The sequence below is a fragment of the Candidatus Villigracilis saccharophilus genome (genome assembly GCF_016711665.1).
The window spans coordinates 36,416-61,728 of record NZ_JADJSO010000068.1; the positions used below are offsets into that span (position 1 = coordinate 36,416).

Annotated in this window: 32 protein-coding genes and 1 pseudogene; 4 read left to right on the top strand and 29 right to left on the bottom strand. The window is 46.0% G+C overall.

Translation table 11 applies throughout. The annotated features are described in order from the left end of the window. Positions 1 to 754: 754 nt before the first annotated feature. Positions 755 to 1,123, bottom strand: a complete 369-nt coding sequence (locus tag IPL17_RS21620) for a hypothetical protein (protein ID WP_345309164.1) — start codon at positions 1,121 to 1,123, stop codon at positions 755 to 757. Positions 1,124 to 1,454: 331 nt separating this feature from the next. On the opposite strand from IPL17_RS21620, the gene IPL17_RS21625 reads away from it, so the two are divergent. Both IPL17_RS21625 and IPL17_RS21630 read left to right on the top strand, forming a co-directional pair. Continuing rightward, positions 1,455 to 1,784: a PadR family transcriptional regulator gene (locus tag IPL17_RS21625; protein WP_345309165.1), complete on the top strand. Its 330-nt coding sequence runs from the start codon at positions 1,455 to 1,457 to the stop codon at positions 1,782 to 1,784. A 14-nt stretch (positions 1,785 to 1,798) separates the two neighbouring features. Beyond that, positions 1,799 to 2,665, top strand: a complete 867-nt coding sequence (locus IPL17_RS21630; protein WP_345309166.1) for a pentapeptide repeat-containing protein — start codon at positions 1,799 to 1,801, stop codon at positions 2,663 to 2,665. 333 nt (positions 2,666 to 2,998) lie between these two features. Here IPL17_RS21630 and IPL17_RS21635 read toward each other — a convergent pair whose 3' ends face one another. From IPL17_RS21635 to IPL17_RS21695, 13 genes and pseudogenes are all read right to left on the bottom strand, one after another. Further along, positions 2,999 to 3,652, bottom strand: coding sequence for a DUF899 domain-containing protein (locus tag IPL17_RS21635; RefSeq protein WP_345309167.1), 654 nt, complete (start codon positions 3,650 to 3,652; stop codon positions 2,999 to 3,001). A gap of 461 nt (positions 3,653 to 4,113) precedes the next feature. Further along, entirely contained in the window at positions 4,114 to 4,926 is an 813-nt protein-coding gene (locus tag IPL17_RS21640; protein WP_345309168.1) for an MFS transporter, read from the bottom strand. Beyond that, a complete protein-coding gene (locus IPL17_RS21645) occupies positions 4,899 to 5,315 on the bottom strand; it encodes a hypothetical protein (protein ID WP_345309169.1) in 417 nt (138 codons plus the stop codon). Before IPL17_RS21645 ends, IPL17_RS21640 begins: the two co-directional genes overlap by 28 nt. 37 nt (positions 5,316 to 5,352) lie before the next feature. Next, on the bottom strand, positions 5,353 to 6,150 hold the full coding sequence (locus IPL17_RS21650) for an APH(3') family aminoglycoside O-phosphotransferase (protein WP_345309204.1): 798 nt from the start codon (positions 6,148 to 6,150) through the stop codon (positions 5,353 to 5,355). Positions 6,151 to 6,208: 58 nt separating this feature from the next. Next, positions 6,209 to 6,736 (bottom strand): DinB family protein, encoded by a 528-nt coding sequence (locus IPL17_RS21655; RefSeq protein WP_345309170.1) that lies wholly within the window; start codon positions 6,734 to 6,736, stop codon positions 6,209 to 6,211. Positions 6,737 to 7,068: 332 nt separating this feature from the next. After that, entirely contained in the window at positions 7,069 to 7,500 is a 432-nt protein-coding gene (locus IPL17_RS21660) for a GNAT family N-acetyltransferase (protein ID WP_345309171.1), read from the bottom strand. A gap of 103 nt (positions 7,501 to 7,603) precedes the next feature. Next, positions 7,604 to 8,518: an aminoglycoside phosphotransferase family protein gene (locus IPL17_RS21665; RefSeq protein ID WP_345309172.1), complete on the bottom strand. Its 915-nt coding sequence runs from the start codon at positions 8,516 to 8,518 to the stop codon at positions 7,604 to 7,606. Between the two features lie 96 nt (positions 8,519 to 8,614). Beyond that, entirely contained in the window at positions 8,615 to 9,046 is a 432-nt protein-coding gene (locus tag IPL17_RS21670) for a hypothetical protein (protein ID WP_345309173.1), read from the bottom strand. A gap of 78 nt (positions 9,047 to 9,124) precedes the next feature. Beyond that, the gene (locus tag IPL17_RS21675) at positions 9,125 to 9,490 is read right to left on the bottom strand and encodes a DUF2200 domain-containing protein (protein WP_345309174.1); all 366 of its coding nucleotides are present in this window, start codon (positions 9,488 to 9,490) and stop codon (positions 9,125 to 9,127) included. Between the two features lie 83 nt (positions 9,491 to 9,573). Continuing rightward, positions 9,574 to 10,162, bottom strand: a pseudogene (locus IPL17_RS21680) (dihydrofolate reductase family protein). Between the two features lie 152 nt (positions 10,163 to 10,314). Then, complete coding sequence (locus IPL17_RS21685; RefSeq protein WP_345309175.1) at positions 10,315 to 10,938, bottom strand: class I SAM-dependent methyltransferase; 624 nt, start codon at positions 10,936 to 10,938, stop codon at positions 10,315 to 10,317. A 6-nt stretch (positions 10,939 to 10,944) separates the two neighbouring features. After that, positions 10,945 to 11,316 (bottom strand): VOC family protein, encoded by a 372-nt coding sequence (locus IPL17_RS21690; RefSeq protein WP_345309176.1) that lies wholly within the window; start codon positions 11,314 to 11,316, stop codon positions 10,945 to 10,947. Between the two features lie 171 nt (positions 11,317 to 11,487). Next, entirely contained in the window at positions 11,488 to 12,108 is a 621-nt protein-coding gene (locus tag IPL17_RS21695) for an MBL fold metallo-hydrolase (protein ID WP_345309177.1), read from the bottom strand. Between the two features lie 259 nt (positions 12,109 to 12,367). Between IPL17_RS21695 and IPL17_RS21700 the strand changes: the two genes are divergently transcribed. Continuing rightward, positions 12,368 to 12,595 carry an integrase core domain-containing protein gene (locus IPL17_RS21700; RefSeq protein WP_345309178.1) on the top strand — a complete coding sequence of 76 codons (228 nt, stop codon included), beginning with the start codon at positions 12,368 to 12,370 and terminating at the stop codon, positions 12,593 to 12,595. A 275-nt stretch (positions 12,596 to 12,870) separates the two neighbouring features. Here the strand turns inward: IPL17_RS21700 and IPL17_RS21705 are convergent, their stop codons facing one another. The 10 genes from IPL17_RS21705 to IPL17_RS21750 all read right to left on the bottom strand — a co-directional run bounded on the left by IPL17_RS21705 (position 12,871) and on the right by IPL17_RS21750 (position 20,518). Beyond that, on the bottom strand, positions 12,871 to 13,248 hold the full coding sequence (locus tag IPL17_RS21705) for a DUF805 domain-containing protein (protein ID WP_345309179.1): 378 nt from the start codon (positions 13,246 to 13,248) through the stop codon (positions 12,871 to 12,873). Beyond that, positions 13,220 to 13,585: a helix-turn-helix transcriptional regulator gene (locus IPL17_RS21710; protein ID WP_345309180.1), complete on the bottom strand. Its 366-nt coding sequence runs from the start codon at positions 13,583 to 13,585 to the stop codon at positions 13,220 to 13,222. Before IPL17_RS21710 ends, IPL17_RS21705 begins: the two co-directional genes overlap by 29 nt. A gap of 203 nt (positions 13,586 to 13,788) precedes the next feature. Beyond that, positions 13,789 to 14,550 (bottom strand): hypothetical protein, encoded by a 762-nt coding sequence (locus tag IPL17_RS21715; RefSeq protein ID WP_345309181.1) that lies wholly within the window; start codon positions 14,548 to 14,550, stop codon positions 13,789 to 13,791. Between the two features lie 202 nt (positions 14,551 to 14,752). After that, positions 14,753 to 15,043 carry a hypothetical protein gene (locus IPL17_RS21720; RefSeq protein WP_345309182.1) on the bottom strand — a complete coding sequence of 97 codons (291 nt, stop codon included), beginning with the start codon at positions 15,041 to 15,043 and terminating at the stop codon, positions 14,753 to 14,755. 370 nt (positions 15,044 to 15,413) lie between these two features. Next, positions 15,414 to 16,100, bottom strand: coding sequence for a hypothetical protein (locus IPL17_RS21725; RefSeq protein WP_345309183.1), 687 nt, complete (start codon positions 16,098 to 16,100; stop codon positions 15,414 to 15,416). Between the two features lie 276 nt (positions 16,101 to 16,376). Next, entirely contained in the window at positions 16,377 to 17,249 is an 873-nt protein-coding gene (locus tag IPL17_RS21730; protein WP_345309184.1) for a GNAT family N-acetyltransferase, read from the bottom strand. A gap of 352 nt (positions 17,250 to 17,601) precedes the next feature. Further along, positions 17,602 to 18,090: a hypothetical protein gene (locus IPL17_RS21735; RefSeq protein ID WP_345309185.1), complete on the bottom strand. Its 489-nt coding sequence runs from the start codon at positions 18,088 to 18,090 to the stop codon at positions 17,602 to 17,604. Positions 18,091 to 18,384: 294 nt separating this feature from the next. Then, positions 18,385 to 18,768: a hypothetical protein gene (locus IPL17_RS21740; protein ID WP_345309186.1), complete on the bottom strand. Its 384-nt coding sequence runs from the start codon at positions 18,766 to 18,768 to the stop codon at positions 18,385 to 18,387. Between the two features lie 22 nt (positions 18,769 to 18,790). Then, positions 18,791 to 19,639, bottom strand: coding sequence for a hypothetical protein (locus IPL17_RS21745; protein ID WP_345309187.1), 849 nt, complete (start codon positions 19,637 to 19,639; stop codon positions 18,791 to 18,793). Between the two features lie 165 nt (positions 19,640 to 19,804). Next, entirely contained in the window at positions 19,805 to 20,518 is a 714-nt protein-coding gene (locus tag IPL17_RS21750; RefSeq protein WP_345309188.1) for a hypothetical protein, read from the bottom strand. A 53-nt stretch (positions 20,519 to 20,571) separates the two neighbouring features. Here IPL17_RS21750 and IPL17_RS21755 point away from each other — a divergent pair, with 53 nt between their 5' ends. Next, positions 20,572 to 20,694, top strand: a complete 123-nt coding sequence (locus IPL17_RS21755; protein ID WP_345309189.1) for a hypothetical protein — start codon at positions 20,572 to 20,574, stop codon at positions 20,692 to 20,694. A 68-nt stretch (positions 20,695 to 20,762) separates the two neighbouring features. Here IPL17_RS21755 and IPL17_RS21760 read toward each other — a convergent pair whose 3' ends face one another. The 5 genes from IPL17_RS21760 to IPL17_RS21780 form a co-directional block, all read right to left on the bottom strand. Next, positions 20,763 to 21,260 (bottom strand): phage tail protein, encoded by a 498-nt coding sequence (locus IPL17_RS21760; RefSeq protein ID WP_345309205.1) that lies wholly within the window; start codon positions 21,258 to 21,260, stop codon positions 20,763 to 20,765. Between the two features lie 245 nt (positions 21,261 to 21,505). Next, entirely contained in the window at positions 21,506 to 22,459 is a 954-nt protein-coding gene (locus IPL17_RS21765; protein WP_345309190.1) for a hypothetical protein, read from the bottom strand. A 361-nt stretch (positions 22,460 to 22,820) separates the two neighbouring features. Beyond that, positions 22,821 to 23,510 carry a hypothetical protein gene (locus tag IPL17_RS21770; RefSeq protein WP_345309191.1) on the bottom strand — a complete coding sequence of 230 codons (690 nt, stop codon included), beginning with the start codon at positions 23,508 to 23,510 and terminating at the stop codon, positions 22,821 to 22,823. A gap of 328 nt (positions 23,511 to 23,838) precedes the next feature. Beyond that, on the bottom strand, positions 23,839 to 24,336 hold the full coding sequence (locus IPL17_RS21775) for a hypothetical protein (RefSeq protein ID WP_345309192.1): 498 nt from the start codon (positions 24,334 to 24,336) through the stop codon (positions 23,839 to 23,841). A 222-nt stretch (positions 24,337 to 24,558) separates the two neighbouring features. Continuing rightward, complete coding sequence (locus tag IPL17_RS21780) at positions 24,559 to 24,888, bottom strand: IS3 family transposase (protein WP_345309193.1); 330 nt, start codon at positions 24,886 to 24,888, stop codon at positions 24,559 to 24,561. Between the last annotated feature and the right edge of the window lie 425 nt (positions 24,889 to 25,313).

Genomic DNA, 25,313 nt, shown 5'->3' on the forward strand with positions numbered 1-25,313 from the left:
TGGTTTTTGACTAAGCAGCCAACTATTTGTTCAGCAAGAATTATTGTACCCCCGCGGAGCCCTACCCAGCGCGGACTTGCATACCATACCATCTCGCTCCAAACCCACCATACCATTCCCACCGCCGATCTTCCTCCCCCAAATCCGACAGCTCGATCGTCGTATTTGGGGGAGGTGCCCGCTTCGCGGGCGGAGGGGGCACACCTGCGCTAATCGGTGGGCTCTTTCACCGATTAGCGCAGGTGACTTGCTTTGTAAAAAACGAAAACCCATGTCAACCCAATGTGTTTTTCCCTGTAAAAAGCCTCAAAGTCAATTGCGTCGCTTACAGGATCTCCAACTCCGATAGCATAAAATGAAACAAGTCCAATAAAAATGGTCATCAATATATTTAGAATTGTGGCGATTGACGCAATGGTTCTAAATGGTTTCACTGGGATTCTAAAATCTTGATTCTGCATTTAATCCTATTTTCTTGGCAGAAGCGCCAATTACGTGTTCAGCAAGGATTTTTGTATAACACCCCGCATGCGGATTCTATCCAGCGCGGACTTGCATACCATACGATCTCGCTCGAAACCTCACCATACCATTCCCACCGCCGATCTTCCTCCCCCTTCGCGGGACGGAGGGGGCACACACTGCTGTTAATCGGTGGTCCGCGGTTTTGCAAGATTTACTTTTAAAGAGATTTTTGAGCCAGTGTAATCTTTTTCAACCTTTGGGAATAGACGTGGCCAGTCCATATTTTTCCTTATTGATTATGAAAGAGTTTATTGTGCAAATAAGACATTAACGCTGATAATGTTACAGTCAGGAACATCAACAGGAAAAGCATTATTCTCAAACTGCCGCCTTGTTCAGGGTTTGTCGATCCTTCACGGGCAAGGAAGATGAAATTAAGGATAACATACAGCCCAATGGAACTGATGGAAATTTGTAGAAACTTCGTTTTATACCAATTCAGCATAAAAACCATTAACCATAGAAGAATGATTAAATTTGACGAGACTCGAATTATTTCCAATTGGTTTGTAGCGGCGTGGATGATAATATCTGTCAACTGAATAACCGCAATTCCAATTCCCAAAGTTTTCAAGATTGTATCTGTATTTTTTGCCATTTTATCTACACCTTCCAAGTGATTCACTGCGAAGCCGCCCAACTATGTGTTCAGCAGGAATTTTTGTATAACACTCCCATGCGGGGTCTTATCCAGCGCGGACTAGCACAACAGTCTATATTCAAATGATATCCACCGCCGATCTTCCTCCTCCAAATACGATCGAAACTAAGTTTACATCAAACTTGCAAATATCCGGGTTCTTAAAAATCCAAGGTCAATTTTTACCTGTTTTGGAGATCGGTACTTTTTTCAGCACTACCCAATATATCATATTACCTTGACAGACATAGTACTATGTCGTATATTACACCAATGGAGATAAATATTTATGACCGATAATAAAATCTCTGCCGACCTGCTCAGAGGTCACACCGATACCATTATTTTGAAATTCCTGATGAGTGGCGATAAATATGGCTACGAGATTACGAAGTTGATTCATACAAATTCTTCAGGCGAATACGAACTGAAGGAAGCAACTATGTATTCCAGCTTGAAACGGCTTGAAGGGGATGGCTGTATCACTTCCTATTGGGGCGATGAAACCCAGGGAGGCAGAAGGAAGTATTATCAGATCACCAAAAAGGGCAAACAGTTGTATTCTGAAAACAAAAGCAATTGGGAATATGCAAAGCGCATACTCGACAACTTATTATAAGGAAACGTGCTGTCATGAACGAAAAATTAAATCAATACTTGAACGGCGTTTTTGCGCCTTACGATGAAGTAAAAAGTGTTTCAGAACTAAAGGCTGACCTGCTTGCCGATTTGCAGGATCGATTCAGTGAACTCAAAGCCGCGGGCAAGGACGATGAAACGGCATTTAAGATGACCATCGATAGCATTGGCGACATCGAAGAGACAGTACAGGAGGTTGCCAACCTCTCCCGCTCGCTCGAGCGACAGGTGCTGACAAACTTCAGCGCCAGCGATCTGCCAAAGAGCGATTTTGCAGGCGTAAAAGCGCATAAAGGAAAATTTGATGCAAGCATGTTGCATGGCTCCGACTTTTCGGGTGCCGACTTGACGGGCAGTTCGTTTAAAGCCAGCGATGTGCGTGAAGCCAATTTCGATGGAGCGAATCTGACAGACTGCACCATGTACGTCAGTGACTTTACAGGTGCGAGTTTCAACAAAGCCATTTTGGTACGCACCGAATTCAATACGTCGGATCTGACCAGGGCAAAATTTGGCAATGTAAAACTGGTCGATGTCAAGTTGACCATGACCGACCTCAGAGAAACGATATTTGAGAACTGCACCTTCAACGGGGTGGTTTTCAAATATGGTGACTTGCGAGGGAAGAGCATGGATGGATTAACCTTTATTGATGTCAAGTTTGACAGAACGGATATGAAAGAAGCCGCGTTTAAAGGTGCAACACTTAAGAATGTATCATTCACTCCGTCATTTGCCTTGACTAATAAATTTTACCGTGCCATCAAAAACATCAACTTTGACGGCGCAATGATGGATAAACTGACCTATGCCGCGCTCAAGGGTTTGGATGTTGATTTATCAAAAGTTACAACGTTTTAACAACCTCCAATTGCTAAGAAACTGAATACGCCTTCCATGACACACTCAAAACCCAGGCCGATAGCCTGGGTTTTGAGTGTTAATTTGTTGCGTAAGCCGGCTTGCACAACAAATTAAGCATTTCTTCATCTTTAGCGGACAAGGTAAAAGAAAGGGACTGTGTTCACACGTCCGAAGACTCCGCCCCCTCCCCTACTTTGCTCTATAACGGAAAAAAACCATGCCGTTGTCAAAACGCCGTTCCTCCAAAAGTTCGAGTTCCAATCGAACCTTCTCAGGCAGGGCTGGTTTGCCGCCTCCCACCACGCAAGCGGATAAAGCAAAAGAAAGGGACTATCCGTAAGTTGGGCGTTGTGGCCAGCCAGACGGGGAATCTTCCCAATCTTCCTGTCGCCCATAGGGAGTCAAATCAAGCAACCGATAAACATCACTTAGCGACTCGCAGCCGCGTTTGTAAGTTGAATATGTATGAAATATGTCATCAGCAATACGAAAGAAGACACTTAATCCGTGTCTTTCGCCGCCATCAACTGTAACTTGGAAGTCCTGGTTGAAATCGGTGTCAAATGACGAATACCACGGACGTTCCCAGCCCATCCGCGTCTTATATGCGATTAGTTTTTCTAATGGGGCACGCGAGATAATCGCAAACTGTGTTTTACGCGCTTGCAGTTCAGATAAATTTCCCAGATCGTTTACAAATCCGGTACAGCCCATGCAGCCATCCTCCCAGGCGGGGTCGAACATAAAATGATATATGATTAATTGGCTATGCGCACAGAATAAGTCGGGAAGGCTGCGTTTTCCTTCTGATCCGTTAAATGTATACCTTTTTTCGATCTTTACCATGGGCAGTCTGCGACGCTCGGCACTTACTTGGTCTTGGTGTTTGGTGAGATCCTTCTCATGGGCAAGCAATACTCCCCTGGCTGCCTGCCATTCGTCTTTACTAACAATTTTGGGATGTGCAGGATCTTGAGCTGTCATATGTTTGTCCTTTCTTGACTCGGTGAAGATAAGAGAGAAATTTTAGAATATACGTTCTGTTTAGTCAAGATGGAAATGCTCTGTCCCCAGGGCTTTCTCAAAGTACAGAAACCATTAATGCGAATTTCAAAAGAATTATTCGTGCCATTCGCTAATTCGCTGAATTCGCGTTCCCAACACGCCACTAAAAAAGAAACTCGTCAAGCTACTTTGAGAAAACCGTAGCTCTGTCCCCATGGCTATTCCAAGGTTAGGAAAATGTCATTGCGAGGAGCGTTCTGTGCGACGAAGCAATCTCCAAATTTATGAGTTTTGCCCGTTTAAGTGAAAATTGCTTCTGCACACCTGCCCTGCAGACGGTGCCAGAGAAAACACATCGCACATGGAAAAACCATGCCTCTATCCCGAAACTTAGAGTGACTATACAAGGGGGTTTAAAGAACTTTCTTTTTTTTCGCACATTACGCCTTATTCATCTCCTTCATGGCAGGGATTAGCGCCATACTCAGGGTGACGATCAGATAGGTGGCGCCTAAAAAGATCAGCATTGGGAATATGCCCAGTCTTTCGGTGAAAATTCCACCCAACAATACGCCAAGCGGCATCGCTATCCAGGCACCTGCCGTGATTGCGCCAAAGACCCTTCCGCGCATGCTCTCGGGGATGCGCTCAAATTCCACAGCGCCGATGATTGGGTTGAGCGGACCTGCTCCCATGCTGAAGATCAAACCTGTAGTGACCAAAACCGCAATGGGGGGATAAAAAAGATACATCCAAAACTGCATGCCTGTTAATACAAAAGCCCAAACAAAAACAGCGTGGCGCGGCAGGCGGTGACCAACCGCCGCAAAGATCAATCCGCCGACGACCGCTCCGCCTCCGTTTGCCGCGATCAGCAGGCCTAAACTGACCGCGCTGCCATATGTCTCTTTTACATAAACTGGACGCACTACGCCGCTGAAGATCGAGTCGAGAAAATTTGTCAGCATCACCATAATGACAATGGCAAGGATCAACTTGTCGTGAGCGATGAAGCGCAGTCCTTCACACAGTTCGTCAAAGTAGCCGGTCGACTTACTTTCCTTTTCAATGGGTTTTTGTCCCGAGATGACGATCCAAATAATTCCAGCCGAGATGAAAAATGAAGCGGCGTCGAGCCACAGGACATTTTCTGTGCCGATGATGCCGATCAAGAGACCTGCGAGCGGTGCGCCGACAAGCCTTGCGCCGCGTTCGATGACATGGGTCAGGGATGTGGCTCTTTCAATGGGCATGCCCGCTTGTCTGGCAAGTTCTGGGAGCAATGCGCGCGGGCGGTGCCGCCCACGAGCGCCATCAACTGCCAGAATTGCAGTCCAATCGTGAAATGGAGCAGCGGGATCATTGCGGTTGTCACTCCGCTCGCCAGATCGGAAACAATGCTGGTACGTTTGAAGCCAAATCTATCGATCAGTGTGCCGCCCAGGAAACCAGCAATGACGACGGGCAGAATGGTAAAAAAGCCCGTGATGCCCATTTGCGTGGCGCTGCCTGTTGTTTGGAGCACAAACCACGGAATGGCAAGCGCTGAAAAGACATTGCCCACGAGTGAAATGGCATTGGCAATGAATAACGAATATATGGGGACGGGATTAAGTTTCTTTTCTTCTTTTGTTTGTATCATCACGATACTGCTTTGGATCGGTGGGCGTTGTTTTTACTCAAAACAACTCATCTAACAAAATATAATATTTTATCTTCTCCCAATTTGGTTCAATTTCAAGGAAATTGAAAAACAGATCAAGATACTCTCTATTGGGACCCATATCATGCTGGATCGAACGTACACAAAAGGCGATGTCAAGCCACTGATCCGCTTTTCCGCTTCTCCCCAGATCGATGAAACCGCTTATTTGACTGTTACTGATGAATAAATTACTGTCTCCAAGGTCGCCATGAGAAAATATCAATTCTTCTTTTGGCTTATGAGTTTGCAAAAAAGCAAATAATTCATTTGGGTCTCTAAAAGAGGTGTCGTCTTCCCAGTTATCGCTATTCACATCGGCCAGTTGATGGCGTAATAAATAGTCTAACTCATCAAGCCGGTTGTCTATATCGTTGTTAAAGGGGCAGCCTGTTGTGTTGATGGATTGTAAAAGTTTGATGGCTTCAGCATAGACCTTCACCATTCTTTTGGGCTCACGGTGTTCTTTATAGTCTTCATAACCTGGAACGCCCTTCAATTCGCTCATAAGCAAAAACTTTGTATCTTCGTACTGTTCAAAATAAATTACTTCTGGAACAGGCAGCTTTCCCTTTAGCCATAACATAATATCTTTCTCTCGCTCGACATCATATGTTGTTCCATGATACCGTCCGTCTGACATTTTCAAATATAGGTTCTGATTGCGCCCGGTTAATTTATACACGCGAGCCGGCGACATGCCCTCTGTGTCTTTTGCAAAACGATACTCTCTCGTGATCTTGCTTAATTCTTTTGAAAGCCTGAAATCCGACATTGGATTGTGTTCGTCCTTGTTGTCATTTTCATCGGTAGGCGGCGTGACGTTACAAGAATCACTGCCCGGTTTTGACCACTCTGGATTGAAACCTTTCCGGGTATGCGGATTGATAGCCCCAGACATCCAGCTCTGGCAGGCCGATGCCTTTTTGGTTGAGTGCCGTAGTGATGTCAGTCCGATGGGAGATGCCGTGATAGACCACTGACATGAAGATCAAGCCTGCTTGATAATCGAATGTCCAACCATCGCCTTCCTCATGCACATTCTGGGTTACTGGAACACGCTGAAGGGTATCCAGTAAGGCTTCGTTCAATTCTGTTTCATACGCCATCATTTGAGACAGGCTTGGATTCTCTTCCCACTTAAAGCCTGGTTGCGGATATGTCCCATGAATTCGCTTCAAAAAGCTGGTTTCCGCCTTCAAGATATGGGCAAACGTATCGCGGATCGAACCATAGGAGCCGGGCAGGTTGGCTGTGATGATTTCATCGCTTAATTTTATGCAAATACGCATAAGTTCTTGATTTGCCCAGTGATTGTATTGAAAGAATTCGATCACTGTTGGTTCGGGTTGATACGTCATAAGCAAATTCCTCCATAACCAGGTTTAACTGACGTGATCATTCCGCCTTGAGAACCTGTGGGGTTTTAACGTCGGTGTTTGATAAACGTGCACAATTACAAAGAAAAGGACTGTGCGCCGCGGATCTGGCTTGATGTGACAGGAAGCCAATTCCCGTTAGCAAGGGATGATATGGGGAATATTTTACATGAGAAGCGTAACCCAGCAAGAGAAAAAATGATCGCACAAAATATGCAGGTTTTTGAAGATCACGGCGAGACACTCCCAATTTGATTAACTTTCACACCCAGCTCATTTTTGGGCAACAACAAAAAAACAATGATGCGTACTGGTTATGCATTGCTTGACAAATTACCTTCAAAAACAATCACCTTCCTTGCTATAAGATTCAAGGAATCGTAGAATTTTATTGCAGGCTCATTGTCAGGCTCGGTGGCTACCCAAACTTCTTCGCAGCCTCTTTCCACCCCGATAATATACATTTGTTCAAGCAGGCGGGTTGCAACCCCGCGCCGCTGAAATTTTTCAGAAACCCCAAGGTCGTCAATATATAACTCCGTTGGTTTATCAGGGTGTCTATGAATTACTGCCAGTACCTGACCGATGACAACGCCTTCATGTACCGCCGCAAGCAAAATATTATTTTCCTCTTTTAGCATGGCGGCCAATCTGCCTGCATCGATTTTTTCATCGAAAATATCCTCGTCATACTGATTGAGGATATCCATGTTGCTTTCGCCAAGTTGGATGATTTCTATGGTCATATTAATTCCTGTGAAAGACTCGCTTTTGAAACCGGAAATTTTGTTTGATAAAGGAATTTTTTGTGGAATGAAAACCGTTTACAGCCAAAGGATTGTTGGGGAATCAATATTTGCTGTGTCGGTAATCTTCAAGCACTTCATTAATAACATATTTAGCATTTCTTGATTTATGGATGTCCGTTTCGATAGTGTCAACAAGCGTGATCAATGCCTTCCAAAGTGCCCAGCCGCGGGCGCGCGCCCAGGTAGCGTCATCAAGTGTAAGAGTCTTTCTAAATGCCTCTCGGCTTGCCCCTGACAAGAACGTCCATGCAATAGTGAGATCACATGCGGGGTCGCCGACTCCTGAACACCCAAAATCTATAACGGCACTTAGTTGTCCTTCTTTGATCAGCAAATTGCCTGCGGCGAAATCTCCATGCAGCCAGACGGGCTTTCTATGCCATTTTGTATTGATGGCAGTTTCCCAAACTTCGGTAACAGCCTCCCTGTTTATGTCGTTATGCAGAGCAATAATTGATTTCCGAGTTTCATCATCGTACACACTTAATGACCCTCCCCGATAAAAGTTGTGCTCTCCAGGCGGCGGTCCGCCGCTGGAGTCAACTCGTTGTAACGCTGCAAGAAACTGGGCTAGTGTGGTTGCAAATTCCTGTACGTCGCTAATACTTTCAATTGTGGCATTCTCACCTTCGAGCCATCGATAGATTGACCATTGCCACGGATAAGTTTTATCAGGCTGTCCCATTGCCAATGGGACGGGGATCGGCAATGGGAGATGGGGCGCAAGTTTTGGAAGCCATTTGTGTTCTTTTTCCACTTGTGCTGCATACCATGCTGCGCTGGGAAGTCTTACGCTCATATCATCGCCAAGACGAAATGTTCGGTTATCCCATCCACTCAATTCAACTGGTTTGATTGGGAGGTCTGCCCATTGGGGAAATTGCGAGGCGATCAACCTGCCTGTAAGACTTTCGTTGATGATAATATTTTGGGAGGGAGCGTTGTCGGATTGCATATTGAATTTCACATTATTTTTCAAGGAAACTGCCCAGAGCGTTACAGCATCGGAACACGGAATAGGCCCGCTGAGTGTGGACCGCCCAACAAGCGCTCATTTTCGGAGGCTGCCAAGCAGCTCTTTTAGTTCCTGCTCATGCTGGGTCAGTCCAAGCCACTTTAGCCCGTCTATCAACGCTGGAAACGTATCTATTTTGGTTGGCACATTGAATGACATTAATTCAACCGCTTTTACAAAGATTTCCAGGGTTCGGCTTTGCGTAAGAATAGCCGCATGGCTGGTGACTTTTCCGCTTTCAAACAACTGTTTGTTCATTGCTAATATTTGCCTGACGTCTTTTTGTTCAATATCCAATTCGCCTTCCAAAAAATCGAAAATTGTCATTGCCTTTCCTTCCGATTCTATTTTTCCTCCCAATGCTTCTGTAGCGATTTCTTGAGCGGCGCGTATCGTTTCTGCGCTGGTACAGTAGCCTCGAAAATGATAATACAACAAACCCCATTCAGGTTTCTTTATAATATTCACGGGCATAAAAGAATTTCCCTTTTCGGCTTGCACATTTGGCTATGGATCACAGATCATCCCCATCGCGCGCAGGCCACCTTAGGAGCCTCTCAAAATCTTCTCCATCTTCCTGCCCTTCGCCAACTCATCCACCAGCTTATCCAGGTATCTAACCCGCTGCGTCAAAGCATCCTTGATCTCCTCCACCCGGCACCCGCAGATTGTCCCGCTGATGAGGTGCGCATTAGGATTTAACGAGGCGCGCTGGAAGAATGTTTCAAAAGTCGCATTTTCCCTTATCAGTTCCTCAAGCTTCTGGTTATCGAAGCTTGTTAACCACTTTATAACCTGATTCAACTCTTCTCTGGTTCTGCCTTTCTTCTCGATCTTTTGGAGATACAGCGGGTAGACTGAAGCGAAGGTCATTTGTGCGATCCGTTGATTTTGTGTATTGGAATTGTTCATATATGTATGTCCTGTATTTTAAAGTTAATCTCTCTGATACTCGAATATGTCTTTCAACTTTCGGTCTCTGCTATTCTTCAGCTTCAGCTTGTGATTGCGCCTGCGCGCTCGTAATTCACGATAATCACGCCGTTCGGGGTGACCTGGCTTTCCAGTCACCTTGAACGCCGCCGGGATCGTCCCCTCGGCAAACAATCGCTTTCCAACACCCAGGGTTATCGGATATATCATCAGCCAGAACGCATCGACCAGATCATGCTTGATAAGTGTCTGAAGGAGATCGCCGCTTCCCCAGACGTTCAGATCCGGCCCTGGCTGCTGCTTAATTTTGGCGACCTTTTCTGCAATATCTTCGCTTAAAAACACGGACGGCTGCCATTGGCCGGAAGTCATGGTATTCGAGACGACATATTTGGTCGCCGCGTTGACGCCAGGCCATACGTCCGCATGGTGCGGCCAGTACGGAGCCCAAATATCAAAGGTCTTACGCCCCAATAACAGGTCGAACGGCATGTTCATCTGCCTTCTCAGGGCTGTTCCAAGGATCGCATCGGAATGTGGCGATATCCACCCGCCGTGCGCGAAGCCGCCGCTGGTATCCTCGTCTGGCCCGCCTGGGCCTTGTATGACACCATCAAGGGAGATATGTTCAAGTACAACAATTTTTCTCATGACTAAGTTCCTCCAATATCTGAATTGTTATTTGGCTGCCTGGTTCAAAGCAGGTAAATGACGTCTTAAATAATGTTGGATCGTGACAAAGACAAGTGTATGCGAAATGCTCAACGCGAAGCATGTCGCAGAACACAAATTGTCGGGTTGTTTTACACGGGTAGGCGCTCTATACAAGCACAGGTTGCTGGCACTGGGGGAGCGACTCGACTCAGAAATTCCACCGTTTGAATTTCTTTAATGCGCCATCCTTTTTCAACTGTAAAACGCATTTGTAATTCATCAATTGAAATTTGACGGGGCACATTAGGCACTGGGAATTCTATTGCAAACTCGTGCAAATAATAACAACCATGTGGCTTCAGTATTGAGGCAACTTCATCAATTAATTTCTCGCATTGGTCTGGATTAAATAAATGATAAAAACCTGAATCAAAAACCGCTCCAAATTTTTCTTGAAGTAAAGTGGGCTTTAGGGCGTCTGCTACCTGAAAACGTAATGATCGGGCGGTCTCGCTGGGAAGGGCGGCAACTTTGTCCTGGGCGTTCTTGATGGCAGATTCAACAAAATCAATCCCAACAACTTGATGCCCCAACTTCGCTAAATAGATCGCAAGGTCGCCAGAACCGCAGCCAAGATCCAAAATTGGGTTTGCGGGCGGACATTTTTCAACAAGGGCGGCCATGGCAGGCTGAGGTGCGCCAATATCCCAAGGCGCAATATTCTGATAAACAGAATTGAAAAAATTAAGTGGGTCAGAACCAAATCTACTCATGACAAACTAGACGTGCTGGTCAATGAGAATCGGATTGCCATCGGGATCCATTACCATGAAACTGGCGGGTCCCACTGTACTTTCGTCTGCTTCACTCATCAACTCAATCCCTTGTGCTTTCAGTTGGCGCTGGAGTTCACGAACATCTGTGAAATTATCCAAATTCTGGGCATTGCTATCCCAACCAGGATTAAATGTTAACGTATTCGTCTCAAACATCCCTTGGAAAAGACCAATCACATGATTCCCGTTTTTCAAAATAAGCCAGTTTTGCGAAATTTCTCCCATGAAGACCTTGAAACCGAGCTTCTCGTAAAATATTCTCGAAGCCTTGATGTCCTTCACAGCCAAACTAATTGAAAAGTTGCCGAGTTCCATATTTTGCTCCTTTGGTTAATCATATAAAATGAATTGTGCATGTTCACTAATAAATTATGCCAATAAAATCGCGGCGGCTTCTGCATCAAAACTCCTGGCTGCTGCCCAACGCTTTGCGTTCGCGGAGCCTGGTACTGCAACAAGCATGGACTCTGCCCTGGATAAAAAGCATTAAGCCGCATGACCAGGTCGCCACGGCTCTTCCGTGTGCGTGAGCCAGACCAGCTCGGGGTCGAGCGCGAGCACCCGCAGCTGGCCTTCGGTGTGCGGCTCGTCGAGCTCGCCGAACCAAACCGCCACATCGCCGCCGATCACGATCGGACGTCCGTCAGTCTCCACGACGACCATTTGCATTCCGCGTGTGTGACCCGGAGCCGGGACGAGTCGCAGCCCGGGAAGCAGTTCGAGCACGCCGTCGACCGGCACGTACTGCACACCGGGCGCATCGACCCACTCGCGGATAGTGTAGTCGTCCTTGCTGCGCGCATCTTCGAGCTCCTGACGCTGGACGTAGATCGGCTTGCCGGCAAAGAGATGGTTGCCGCCACAATGGTCGAAGTGCAGGTGTGTGTTGACAATGATGTCAATACTGGCGAGGTCGAAGTCCTGCTTGTTCAGTGGAAAGAGGCGGGGATCAAGGTCTGCCCCCGCCGGGTGCAGCTCCGTCATGCCGGTGTCGACCAGCACGCGCGCTTCAGGATGGTCGATGACATGCACGTAGACCGGCATCAGCTCGCCCTCGGCAAGCAGGTCGGCAACGTGGATTGGCGTGATGGTAATGTCTTTTGTCATGATAATTTTCCTTTAATTGGATAATAGAACATATTTTCTTTTTCGTCAAGACGAAAATACCTTGCCAGCATGGTTTTCCAAGGTCAGAAAACCTTTAACGCGAATTTCGCGAAAAGGCGAATTACACGAAAAAACCTTTTAAGTTCATGTAATTCGTTCATTCGATAAAGTTGCTTTCCAAATACGCCATAGAAATTATGTCTCGTCAAGCGACCTTGGAAAAGCCATGACCCTGCCAGCAGAACGAGTGGTGTGAGTGTTGGAAAATCTGTTGCTTTGGCAAGCTGCTCCCAAACAGATCCGCATGGATAATGGCCCAGAGTTTATCTCCAAGCGCTTGGAGAACTGGGCGAAGGAGAAACAGATTGAGATGCTCCACATCCAGCCGGGCAAGCCTGCACAAAATGCATATATCGAACGGTTCAACCGCACGTTTCGTGAAGATGTTTTGGATGCTTATTTGTTTGATCGCAGAGCACTGGCTTGAAGATTACAACACCATCCGTCCGCACGAGGCATTAAAGGGTTTGTCACCCTGCCAGTTTGCAATTCAAAATGCCTGATTTGTCTATTTATCTTTGGTACATAATATGGGTACTTGATAGGGGCACACAATACCCGAAGCGACACTTGCACCCGATTTGCTTGGCAAATCGTGCGTTCCCTGGCACCGCACACCACATCGGCTTCGCTTCGCGACGCGATGCAAAGGGCAGGTGTGGTGCAGTGCGGTGGGCCAGAAGAGGTGCTGATCTCTTGACACTATGCTGAAAGCGTATCCTCCTCTGACAAGGGATCTATTGATGGCAATGCCCATAAACTACCTAGTATGAAAACTCCAGCAACTGGAACTAATAGATATAGCAACTGCCACGCGCTTTTTCCACTATCGTGAAGTCGGCGTGAACCTGCCGCCAATAGAGGTAGTAAAGTAGTAATAAGAAACACTTCTCCAATAGTTTCATTTAAAAGCGTAATTGCAGAAAGGCATATCACGATAAACAATGCAAACCACCAGAATTCTGAGCGCGATGCTCGTCCATTGAATTCTGCGTATTTTGTTAAGCATCTGCGGATTGAATCTTGGAATGTAATCGGGCTTGTTTCATTATCAGTACTTGAATTTGAAGATACTTTCATTCTTTAACTCCTTGCCGATTTTAAAGACGGCATCTCTCAAAGATGTAACCCAATTCGATAGATTGGGTCCGTCATCATTTTCAGCAGGAATCCTCTTATCCGCAACTGTGGAATACCCTAGTTTTTCAGATTCGAGCCAATTCATGTCGTTTTTTAGTCTCAAAACTAATTCCATTCTTGAATTTACCTGAAATTTCGAGTATATATTTTTCAAATGGAATTCAATTGTGCGTTCAGAGACCTTCATATCCAGCGCAATTAATTTATTGCTTTTACCTTCCAATAAAAGTTGCAAGGTTTCCCTTTCGCGGTTGCTTAGTCGGGGAGATTGTTTCATAGTGAAGATTCCTTTTTAGATTATTTTGCCAATAACCAGTCAACTATGTGTTCAGCAACAATTATTGTAAACTCCCCTCATGCGGGGAGTTATCTAGCGCGGACTTGTACAACAGATTATATTCAATTGTTATCCACCGCCGCTTCTCCTCCTCCCGGAAGCGTGCGATCAACCATATAATCCGTTTTTGATGATTTCAAGACTTATTTGTTTTTCAATTGTACATAATCAAACGAACCAGTAATAGAACCTTTGTTTGACGAGGATCCGTCCAGTATAAGTGAATATTCCGCATTTTTTAACTTGTTTATATCTTGTGGAAGGTATTTGCCAACATTTTGTCCGTCAACAAAGAAAGTTATCGCTCCGTTTTCAGAATCAACTTCAAATCTTACAAGGCACCATGTATCATATGAGGCTTTCACAGCGGTTGTTGAAAATCCATCTGCTGTATTACAAAGAATTGATGCCGTATTTTTACCCTGCCCACCCTGAATTCCACATTTGGCAAACCACATATTTCCGCCAATATCAGTATTGATCTCAAAGCCAATATCCCCAGCCAACGTTTGAATATCACTGCTTAACATCAGTCTGCTCTCTATGTAGTTGATTTGACTGAGATACCATTTGCGTCGATGGGCAACGAGTCCGCCAAAGCCTTCCACTTCACGCGACAATATCAATATTCCATCAAGCTGCTCAATATGTGATCCTGAGCCAACTTCTGCCCAGGTAGACTCATTCCATTTTGTGTCAAACACTTTAAATCCAAAATTATCGAAGATCTCTAATGAAGAAATGGCTTGTGTTGCTTGTATGTCAACACCATTCCTCCCAGCAAAACTTAAAGAATTCATCAGCAAGCCCAACAAGTAAAAAAAGACCAGGGCTAGAACAATCTGCCCAATAAAATTCCACGGAATTCTGTTGGGCTGGTGATTATTGGATGTTTGATCCTTCATAAAAAACCTTCTAAGATTAGAGAGCGGACTAACGCTTTCCGTTACTGGACAGTGCCCCAGGCGTGGACTCTGCTCGGGGGCAGAAAAAAAACCAAAACCAGAAAAATGCTTGTAAATCGCGCAGACAGTGCCACGCTTTGTGGACGCGAATTTTGCGACTCTTTGGCATTGTGATGTTCACTATCATTTTAGATGATTAAACCTATTCATCCAAAGGGCGGTGGCACACTTTCCAAATCCATTGAGCCAGCCTGATGATTCCAAATCCCATAAGTCCGCCCCATAATAGCGTACCAATGTAAGGCGGGAATGACATACCTGGTATCGCCAGAATAAAGGCTGTATCAAACCACCACGGCTTTGTTTCACCACGATAGCCCCAGGCTTCCAGCGCAAACCACCAGCAGAACACAGTATAGACCAGCGCAGAGAAAGGCACAAACACCCAGTAATACCACTGCGGCAATAAACCCTTCTTATTTGTAGGACTCATCTACATTCCCTTTTTCAAAGTTGTGCCCACAATATCACAACATAATGCAGAAGCTATACTCCATATACTGCAATGCGGACACTTTTTATTGGACACATTTACTTCCTTTGCAAGATATTACTTTAGTGGCTCAGTCAGCGCCCAACCCTTCGCGCGGACTCTGCTCGCGATCAGAAAAATCTCGAGCCACTGGATCTTCCTCCCCCAAATCCGACGGTCGATCTGTCGGATTTGGGGGAGGTGTCCGAAGGACGGAGGGGGCGGGACGCTGCGCGGTCCGACACTTGCGCAGCACTGCGTTTGTTGCAGTGCGGCGAGGCCAGAAGAGGTCCGATCTCTTCGCGCCTGCTACTCATCGGTGGGCGGCACCTCACGGTTGTTTGACAGTCATATCCTTGTCTTCCATTTCCCAGGCATGGTCTAAGGTGTGAAAAGCGGTGTGCCGAATTAGGTATCGGAGAGGCCATTTCGACACCTTGCCTGCCAATATACCCCGTGAGTGGTAGTCTCGAATTGCGTTGCAATAGGCGTTGCGGTGCGCGATCAATCCTTCGTCGGTCAACAATGGAGCCAGTTCGACGGGCAGGTTGAGCTTCTTTGTCCAGTCCAACTCCGCCAGGAACGTATGACGGACGATTTGGTACCGATCACGCCCTCCTCCTCGCGAACCCTTCTGCATCTCAGCCGACACCCGCCCGCGCACATCGTCGAAAAACGCCCAGCACGCTTGCATTAGCGTCAACTCACGCTCCAATTCTTTATCCGACATGGCTTGCCTATCGATGCCCGAAAACGCAAATGAGATGCCCCAGAAGTCAGTTGATCCCGTTCCTGGATATTGCTCGACCACCTTGAAGTTCTTGATCTTGTCAAACTCCGCGTCCAATTCGGCTAATTTTGCCACTTGTGAATATCGCGGGATATAAAAACGTAATCTTTCGATTGCTTCTTCCCCGGTCTTCGCCCCGCGCTCAAGCCCGGGCCAATCAGGTGCTACCGCCACCACCTTCTTGCATTTCGGTCCGATTTCCAGCGTCACTCGACTATGTTTAGCCATATTTCCTCCGATCATAATAGTTCCTGCCATTATCGCAGCTCGCTACATCTCAATCAAGAAAAGGAAGATCGAACGCCCTGCCGTTGCCGCCCAACCCTTTGCGCTCGCGAAGCATGGCGCTGGCGCAGACTCTGTCTGGGAGCAGAACAACCCCAAAGCCAGATCCCTCCCAACCCGCAGTCTTCCCCCTCTAGGGGACGCTGCGCGGTCCAAAGGACAGAAGAGGTCCTATCTCTTCACATCTGCGCTAATCGGTGGGCGGTGTTTTTGGAAAGGCTAACTTTCTCCCATTCTCAATTCTTTTTCGTACAAAGAAAATTCACCTGCTACATACATGCCTGCCCGCTCATAAAGACGGGTGGCTCCTGTTAGGTTGGCAGAATCAACACCTAAACCAATGATTGCCGTACCGCGTTTGTAAAACTCGCCAAAAGTATGATGCATTAGGGCTATGCCAAGACCTTTTCCACGCCATGGGCGACGGACGGCAATTGTTCCAATCCAGCCAATTCCTTTACGGAAGCGGTTCTGGGAAAAGCCTGCTATTTCATTTCCATCCCATGCAATCATCCATAGCGTAGGGTCAAAATTGGGGTTGCCAAATTTTGCATGAGACCATTCTTGAAAGGTACGATCGTGGCTGCCCCAATGGTCACGGAATGCTTCATCGTCTGCTTGCCAGACTGCAACCGCATGTTCATCTTTGATGAATGGTCGCAGTTCAATGCCAGAAGGAAGGTTTATAGCGGGTGGGGTTTCCTGTAATTTGATTTCCATGCGCCAAAAATAACGAACAAGAGAATATCCATTATTTTTAAGCAAGTTGTGACCCGCTTCATCTTTGTTATTGATTAAACTTTGGATAAATACCCGGACATTAGGCGCGGCAAGTTTCAGTTCAGCCTGCGCGCGCTCGGTCATTTTTTCAAGTAGGGATGAGCCAATGCCCAGCCCTCTAAATTCTGGATGGACACATCCATCGGCTTTAAGTTTATAGTGACCGCTCTCATTATAGAATTCTTCACTACCAACCAAACGTCCATCACTGGTTTCTACAACAAAAACATCACGCTCCACGTTGAAGCCTTCATTTTTCCACTCGTTTGCCAGTTCTTCAGCGGTAAGCACAAACAGCGAATCGCCTTCCATTTCCGCAACATCATGATTGAGTTTTGCTACGGCATTGGTGTCTATTGAACTGGCAGGGCGTAGAGTCAGACCAGGGTCAAGATGAGTTTTTCAATCATAGCAATCTCCGCTTATTTCTAAACTTACCAATAAAGGTTACACAGTGATGGGCGCAACCGCCACCCCTTCGCGCGGACTCTGCTCGCGAGCAGAAAAAAACGAAGCCAGATCCCTCCCAATCCGCAGCCTTCTCCTCTAGGGGACGCTGCGCGGTCGTAGGACAGAAGAGGTCACCTCACGCTTTGTTGGGCGCATTTTGCATGACGATTTTGACTTTGCAATTTTGTCCTTCACAATTATTCGATCATGCAAATTAATCATAAGTATTCTTGCAATCGCGCGTTCCCCAAGAGCTCCATTCAAACGAAAAATACCAAGAAATCATTTCTCTTTTCTTTCCAGAAAGACCTTCGGCAGATGCACATTCGACACGAATATCCACACGCCCTCTTTGATCTTGCTCAAAATAAGGAACAACAGGATACTCTTTGCCGTTACTGTCCGTCATTGTAATTTCGTTTTCACCGCCAGACTTAGATTTTAAATAATAAACATTCGCTTTTGAAAAAGGCTCTATCTGGTTGATTTGCAAAGGTTCAGAGTCTCGGTATTCCGATATAACAAACGGTCCTATTTGTTTATTGGTTCGGTTGTCAATCACAATATGAATTGCAATTGCCTCAGGCGAAAACCAGGTTTCATTCAATATAACATTGGCTATAAAGATAATGGTTGCTATTAAGGCAACACCAACGAGGATAATCTTTTTGTTGCGATTGGACATAGATTTCTTTGCATTCATATTTGCCAGCGCCCAACGAGACTGTCGAAAAACCGAATATTAATAGTAAAGATTGAGACCAACATCGGTCAAACCCTGCAGGCAGCGGTGGAGTGGGATGAACAGGCTCAAACTAGGCTTAGATCAGCGCCCCGCACCCGCGGACTCTGCTCGCGAGCAGAAAAAAAACCGAAGCCAGATCCTTCCCAATCCGCAGCCTTCCCCTCCAGGGGACGCTGCGCGGTCCAAAGGACAGAAGAGGTGTCCGAAGGACGGAGGGGGCATACCTGCTACTCATCGGTAGGCGCTTATTCATTATCGCACGACCAATTTAGTCAAGGTTTCCCTGAATGTCTTTTCAAGTCTTTCAGGTGTCACCTCGATGTCTCCAGAAAAGAGAGTACGGTAGTGTTCCCGTGTCCATCGCATGTAAAACTGTGAAAATGGAATAGTCATCTGATTGTTCTGATAGAATTTTTGGGCGGGATGAAATAGGATGTCATACCAGTCGTGAATTAATGCATGTAAATAGGGAACCCGTCCAAGTTTCTTTTTCATGGAAAATACATGCTGCCTGAGCACGTGTTCAATCAAAAACCGATACCATCTTTTATTTCCTGGTGGAAGGATTGCATCAGGGTGAAATACAAGTAGTTTTGACTGATTTAAAAAGCGGGTCCGTTCTTCTTCGGTGCTCATCTGATAGTTGATGAGTGTTTTGCTAAAAAAACATGGGAATTACACGCAGCCAATTCCGTTTCATCGCTTTTTGAACCAGCGCATCGTAAACTTCTTCAATCCACTTAGAATCCGGGTCCGGATAGCTGTTAAGTAAGCGGATCATGTCACAAAAGATATCTGTTTCTAACTTTCCCGGAAATAGATGGATCATTGCGTTTTTTTGAATATATTCGATGGCGCGCGAATACAAGATGAAATTCCAGTTGGGGATCAACTCTTCATCTTCCATAACCCGATTATAATTTCTGATGTAAAACTGCTTGTGGAGTTCAAAGATTTCTTTCTTGAGATACGACCAATTCTCAGGACAGGCGACTCGAAACTCTTCTTCTGGAATGTATTTGAAAACGGGTGTTTCTTGTGCAAAGGCATACTTGGCTCGAAACAAGGGTAGTTTCTGACGTGTCATCTCAGGGGGAACAGTGATCGGAATTTTTAACTGCGTGACTTCTGCAGAGATGAACTCAATACCATTCGTCTTTGCTACAGACACACGATGGTTTCCGTCTCGAACGAAATAAGCATTCCCATATTCGAAAACCGTGATGGCATCGGGAATACCCGGGCCAAGCATCAGTGCTTGAATTCGTGACCATCTCTCTTTCATACTAACTCGAATTGGAAAAAAACCTTGCGCAAAGTCGTCCGAACGTGCTTCTGTCCCAATAATGTTCTTTACTGGAATATCTTGCACCCCAAGACTACTGGTATTAACTGGTTGCGCCACAGACATGAATTCAGTCAGCGTAAGGATTAATTGCTCCTTACGCTTAATCCATAAGAAATAAGCCTTCCGTTTTCCGGTTCTAAAAGCTTCTTTAAAATCCATAAAATTCTTATACCTTTCCCGAACTCTACGGTGCCTAATGGTTTGCGTTAGCTGCGTGTTGCCCCCCGCGGACTCCGCTCGCGATCAGAAAAAACTCAAAGCCACTGGATCTTTTCCTCCTCTAATTGTGATCTTCAATTGGGGGAGGTGCCGAAGGCGGAGGGGTCACTCCGCGCTATGTGAACCCGACTGGATTTGGCTACCCCATTGTTCTTCTATGAATTTAACTCTAGTGGCAATGTAATCCGAATGTTTTTCTTGTACAGCCAAAAAATAAACGACTTGCGAAGTACGGAACCAATAGACCTTACTTGGACTCAACCTTGCACAAATGTCCTTGACAATGCGCTGGATAAAGGATGTATGTTCTTCACGCGGGAAATGTTGATATATTAAAGTTGAATGTCCAGATTGAAATGTGTCGCTTATTTCATCCCAATAAATAAATTTTGCCGAATCCCGTTGCCCTTTATTTTTTGACTTCGTTTCGATGCCATTATCAGGGTCAAAAAATATTATGTCACAGCTTGATAGTTTTGCTTTCATTTCTTTAAAGTACGCAATCCGATCACTCTTAGCGTCTGTAAGAAATTCAGAAAAAAATTCGGCCTTTGGTAGCATTACTATATTTTCTGTCACCGAGATGTTGCGATTGCTTTCGAATATTACCCGTTTTTGAAGCAAGTCAAACAATGCCGGGTCATAATTGCGCCAGCGTTTTGGTTCATTGAGATAAGTTATAAATCTCCCATCGGATCTGCCATCGTTAGCAGTCAACATCCAACATAGACCAATTTTATACAGACCATTATTCGCGAGGCTCCGCAATAACCCGTACTTTTTGTAATCGTTTATGTCACCAAAATACTGATTCTTCATAAACCTCTTATATAAGGCGCTCCAACCCTTCACGCGGACCATGCCCCGCACCCGTGGACTCTGCTCGTGAGCAGGAAAAACCCGAAGCCAGAAAAATGCTTGACGCGAAGCGTGCCGAAGAATCCCACACGTCAGGTTCACGCTGTGTTGGGCGCTTCTATGAAGAGAATATCTAATTTACTGAAGAGCAGCGAGACAACCGTTCTGCAATGGCAATCACCAATGTTTTGCTTTAGAAACCGGGTTATGTCGGTTCGGTGACACGTGTGTCGCGTTCCCAACCTTCGTTTTGCAGCGTGATGGATTGGATCGCGACGGCATTGCCGGCATCAAGGTCGGGCAGGGCAGTATATGCGGAAACCCAACAGCGGAAGATTTTATATGCCTCCACTTTCTGACCGGCTTCATTGTAGTGCTCAATATTGATATCTTTGCGAAAATCCTGAAGTGAGATTTCATTCCCGACTGCGTTGGAGCGGTTCCAAACTTTGTTTGCCCACGCCTCAAAGTCTTCGTCGTGGGTTACACCGCGTTCCAGCGTGATGGGACCAAACTCCGTTTGCCCCGGTGAGCGATGGACTTGGCTGGGATCACCGCCCTCGCGATGCGTGACCACTTGGGTAGTGCGGGTCAGGCCGCTGACTTTGCTCATCCCGGCTACGTACCTGCCTTCCCACATGACCCTGAATTTATAGGTCTTGTATGGGTCATCGCGCGGTGTATTCATAGAGAATTCTGGCACATGCATTTTGATCTCCTTTGTTTTTCCAATCCAAGCCTTTATTCTTTACTACGTCAGCGCCCAACCCTTCACGCGGACCATGCCCTCCACCCAGGGACTCCGCTCGCCAGCAGAACCCGAAGCCGTCCGAAGCCAGCCGCCCTTCCTCCTCCAATTGTGATCTTCAATTGGGGGAGGTGTCCGAAGGACGGAGGGGGCTAGTCATGCTTTGTTGGCACGCTCTTTGATTGCAATGTTACAGAATACTATTTCTGCCAAGTGAAAATAAAATACGGATAATTATCGTGATTATTTACTAAATCAGAACTAAATGAAGCTGGTCTAGGAATCAGCGGCTCGTCAGGTATGCACAATGCGTTAGCAAAACCAAACAGGAACCACTCCATGATTCTTTCATCTGACCATAAGCTTACATCAGTAATTTTTGGAGCAATTTCGGTGAATGTATTTCCATCCGCATCAGAAGTGATACGCATAATGAATGTAATTGCTGGCGCATCTATTGTACCCGCGCCTATTACCTCAGTAAATTGGTTATTCTCGCTGTCTGCTTTAAGTTCATCAAAACCGTCAATAATGTGAACGGTTGAGATATTACCATGTTTTAGCGTCAGCCTTTGTGGACCATCTAAAGTGATGTAATTTCTTGTGTATCCTGTTGAATCATAGTATCTCTCCCAAGAGAAATCGTCTTTATTTTCAAGTATGCCTTTACGCACCATTTCATCCTGTAAAAAGCTTAGAAATACAAGTGTCCAATTAATTGTCCCTGTTGGATCCATATTTTCTTCGTGAGTTACTGTCAATTTATTCCAATTTGTTAATTTGGGACTGATAAAGACTTTCAATCGCATTGAGTCTTCATAATTACTTTCCAAATCTGGTCTATGATCCCACAAGTCATCTTCAAACAATAGACTGTACTCGGCGTTTCGCTCAACATCCCAAAATATAGTTTTTCCAGATTCTGCATCGATTCGTGTCCACACTCCTATTTCTTTATCAAAATTTGTATATCCTTTGGGAGCATTTGCAAGTGGATCTGGTGTAACAGTTGAAGTTGGTTCCGCAGTCTCGGTAATAATAAATGTAGGTGTTGAAGTTGCTGTTGTAATTTTCGGGGCAGGGGTGACTGGCGCGGGTGAACTGACACAGGCTGTCAGGGTTACAATTAACAGAATAAAAGATAGTAGTTTCATTGAAATCCTTATCTGAGGATATGCTTTTCAGGAAATGTATTTTTACCTTGTTGCGCAAGGGGCAGGCCAACGAGACTATCGAAAAACCGAATATTGAGAGTAAAGATTGAGACCAACATCGGTCAAACCCTGCAGGCAGCGGTGGATGAACAGGCTCAAACTAGGCTTAGATCAGCGCCCCGCACCCGCGGACTCCGCTCATGAGCAGAAAAAACTCAAAGCCAGATCCCTCTCAATCCGCAGTCTTCCCCTTTAGGGGACGCTGCGCGGTCCGAAGGACAAAAGAGGTCACCTCACGCTATGTTGGGCGGCGTTTGCTACATAGAACGCTTACTGATTGACACGTTGCACATAGGGCTCGTTAGGGCGCAGGAGTCTCCCTAGCCTCGGAATTAACACTTCCAAACATTTTTGCGAGAAGGAGGAATACTATGGGGCCTGCTGCCCCCCAACCGAGGATGCCAATAACGATGGCCTGCGCAGGGGCGACCGCGAGCCAGACCAATCCCGCGAGACATAGGACTCCGCTCAAAATCATCACAAGGCGCAGTGCAGCCTTGAGAGTGTTTCCGCCAAAGATTGGCGCTGCCAGTAGCATCGATATTCCAAAAAACCAATCCCAGACGAAATTGTCCAGAACGAAAGCGGGAGCTGGCCACTTACATGGAAGGAATATCGCGCGCCATGACTCCGAAAACAAATCAGGCTGGCTGCTCACTATAAGCAGCAAGAAGTTGACGCAGGAGGTGATTGTCACGCAAGCGATCATGAAAACGAGGGCTGCAAGGCTGTACAGTTTGTGGTTCGGTGACGCATAGGCGTGGACCGCTATCATCGAGAGTACCAAAAACGGTCCCATCACGACAACTAATAGTGCCATGATCGAGAGAAAAGGTCCGCTCTCCACGGCCGCCCCTTGCGATGCGTATGCCACCCCCGACACAACCGCATAGACTTCGGTCACAATGAAGGTCATCCATGCAGCGACACTTCCGAAAGTCTTGGCTTGTGGAGTGAATGTCGAATCCATGGGAATGCTAGTAAGCTTCATTTTAGTTTTAGTGTCTCCTATGCCGATGCCCAACTATGTGTTCAGCAAAATTTTTTGTATAACACCCCCGTACGGGGTGTTATACAGAGAAAATCGTATAACATACTATATACAACACAAAACATCAACCTGTCATCGCCGATCTTCCTCCTCCAATTGTGATCGCCTGCCCCGCATGCTTTTGTGGGGCCAATTGGGGGACATCGTACCCGAAGCGACACTTGCACCGCACTGCGGTTTGTGCGGTGCAGGTGAGCGAGTGGTAGGTGTCCGAAGCGGGACGGAGGGGGCGCACACCTGCGCTAATCGGTAGCCACCTTTTTATTTTTCACTCACGCTTTTCTATGTAAGTTAACTTTAAGTTTTCAAAAACTTCTTGTTCTGTGACATTAAAATCAGGGCACGCAGTCCAATTTCCATGAAATGTTAGATACACCTTAGTGCCATTTTCAAATTGAATAGTTCTTTCATACATTCCAGAGAGGTCGTCCACAGATACAATTTTATAATTTCTTGTAACCTTTGGCTGTATTTCTTTCAATTGTGCAAGTGCTTCATCTGTGCTTACTGTTACCAGCCATTTATAGTCTTTTCTTGCGGCTGATTCAAATATTTTATCTAAAAATATTTGTTCTGCTTTTGCAGGAATATGTCCGCTTATTGGGTCGGGACAATATTGTCCAGTGGTTGCGGGAATAATTAGACAATACAGAAGCGGACATCCCAAAATAATAACGGCAATGATTGCGAGTATAAAAGTTTGACGACTTGTAGGTTTTTTCGTCTGAGAATTTTTTTCTTGACCTATGGAATCAACTTCAAACATTGTCACTCTTAAGTGTAAATTTTGCAAGGAGGTGGCTAACTATGTGTTCAGCAAGAATTTTTGTATAACTTACCATCAACCTGTCATCGCCCGAAACCTCACCATACCATTTCCACCGCCGATCTTCCTCCTCCAAATACGATAACCAGTTAATACATCCCTTCCCAACACTACCTTGAGTATTTGGGGGAGGTTGATCTTGCCCCGGTTTAATAGACACGATTAATGTCCAGGTAGATGCTCGAACTCGACCGGGCTGAGATAGCCGAGAGTGGAGTGCAAGCGCCGACGATTGTACCAAACCTCAATGTACTCAAATATGGTGGTGCGCGCCAGAGCTTGGGTTGCAAACTGACCGGTCACACATTCAGCCTTCAGCGTGCCGAAGAAACTTTCAGCGACTGCATTGTCATAACAATTTCCAACACGACTCATACTCATTTGAATGCTTGCGTTTATCAAACGGCTCTGATAAACAGCGCTGGTGTATTGGCTGCCTTGATCGGAATGATGCAGAAGAGCTTCTGTGGGTTGGCGTCCTTGTAAAGCCATATACAAGGCGGCCCTCAACCAAAGCTGTATTCATTTGATCAGACATTGCCCACCCCACTACTTTACGTGAGAACAGATCAAGAACGATCGCTAAAAATAACCAACCTTCGGCTGTATCGATGTATGTGAAATCACTGACCCATTTCCTATTCACGGTGTCTGTCGAGAACTCCTGATTCAGACGATTAGGTGCTGGGATCACACCTGGCTGACGCTGGGTAGTCACTGGATGCCATCTGCGTCGTTTCTGAGGGCAAAGACCTTCTTTGCGCATTAAGCGTGCCACTCGATTTCGTCCACACTTCACGCCCTGTCGCAATAGGCTTGCCTGAATGCGCGGGCTGCCATAGGTCTCACGGCTCAGTTTGTATTCCGCATGAATTTGTGCCACTAATACTTGGTTTTCCAATTCTCGTGGTCTTGCT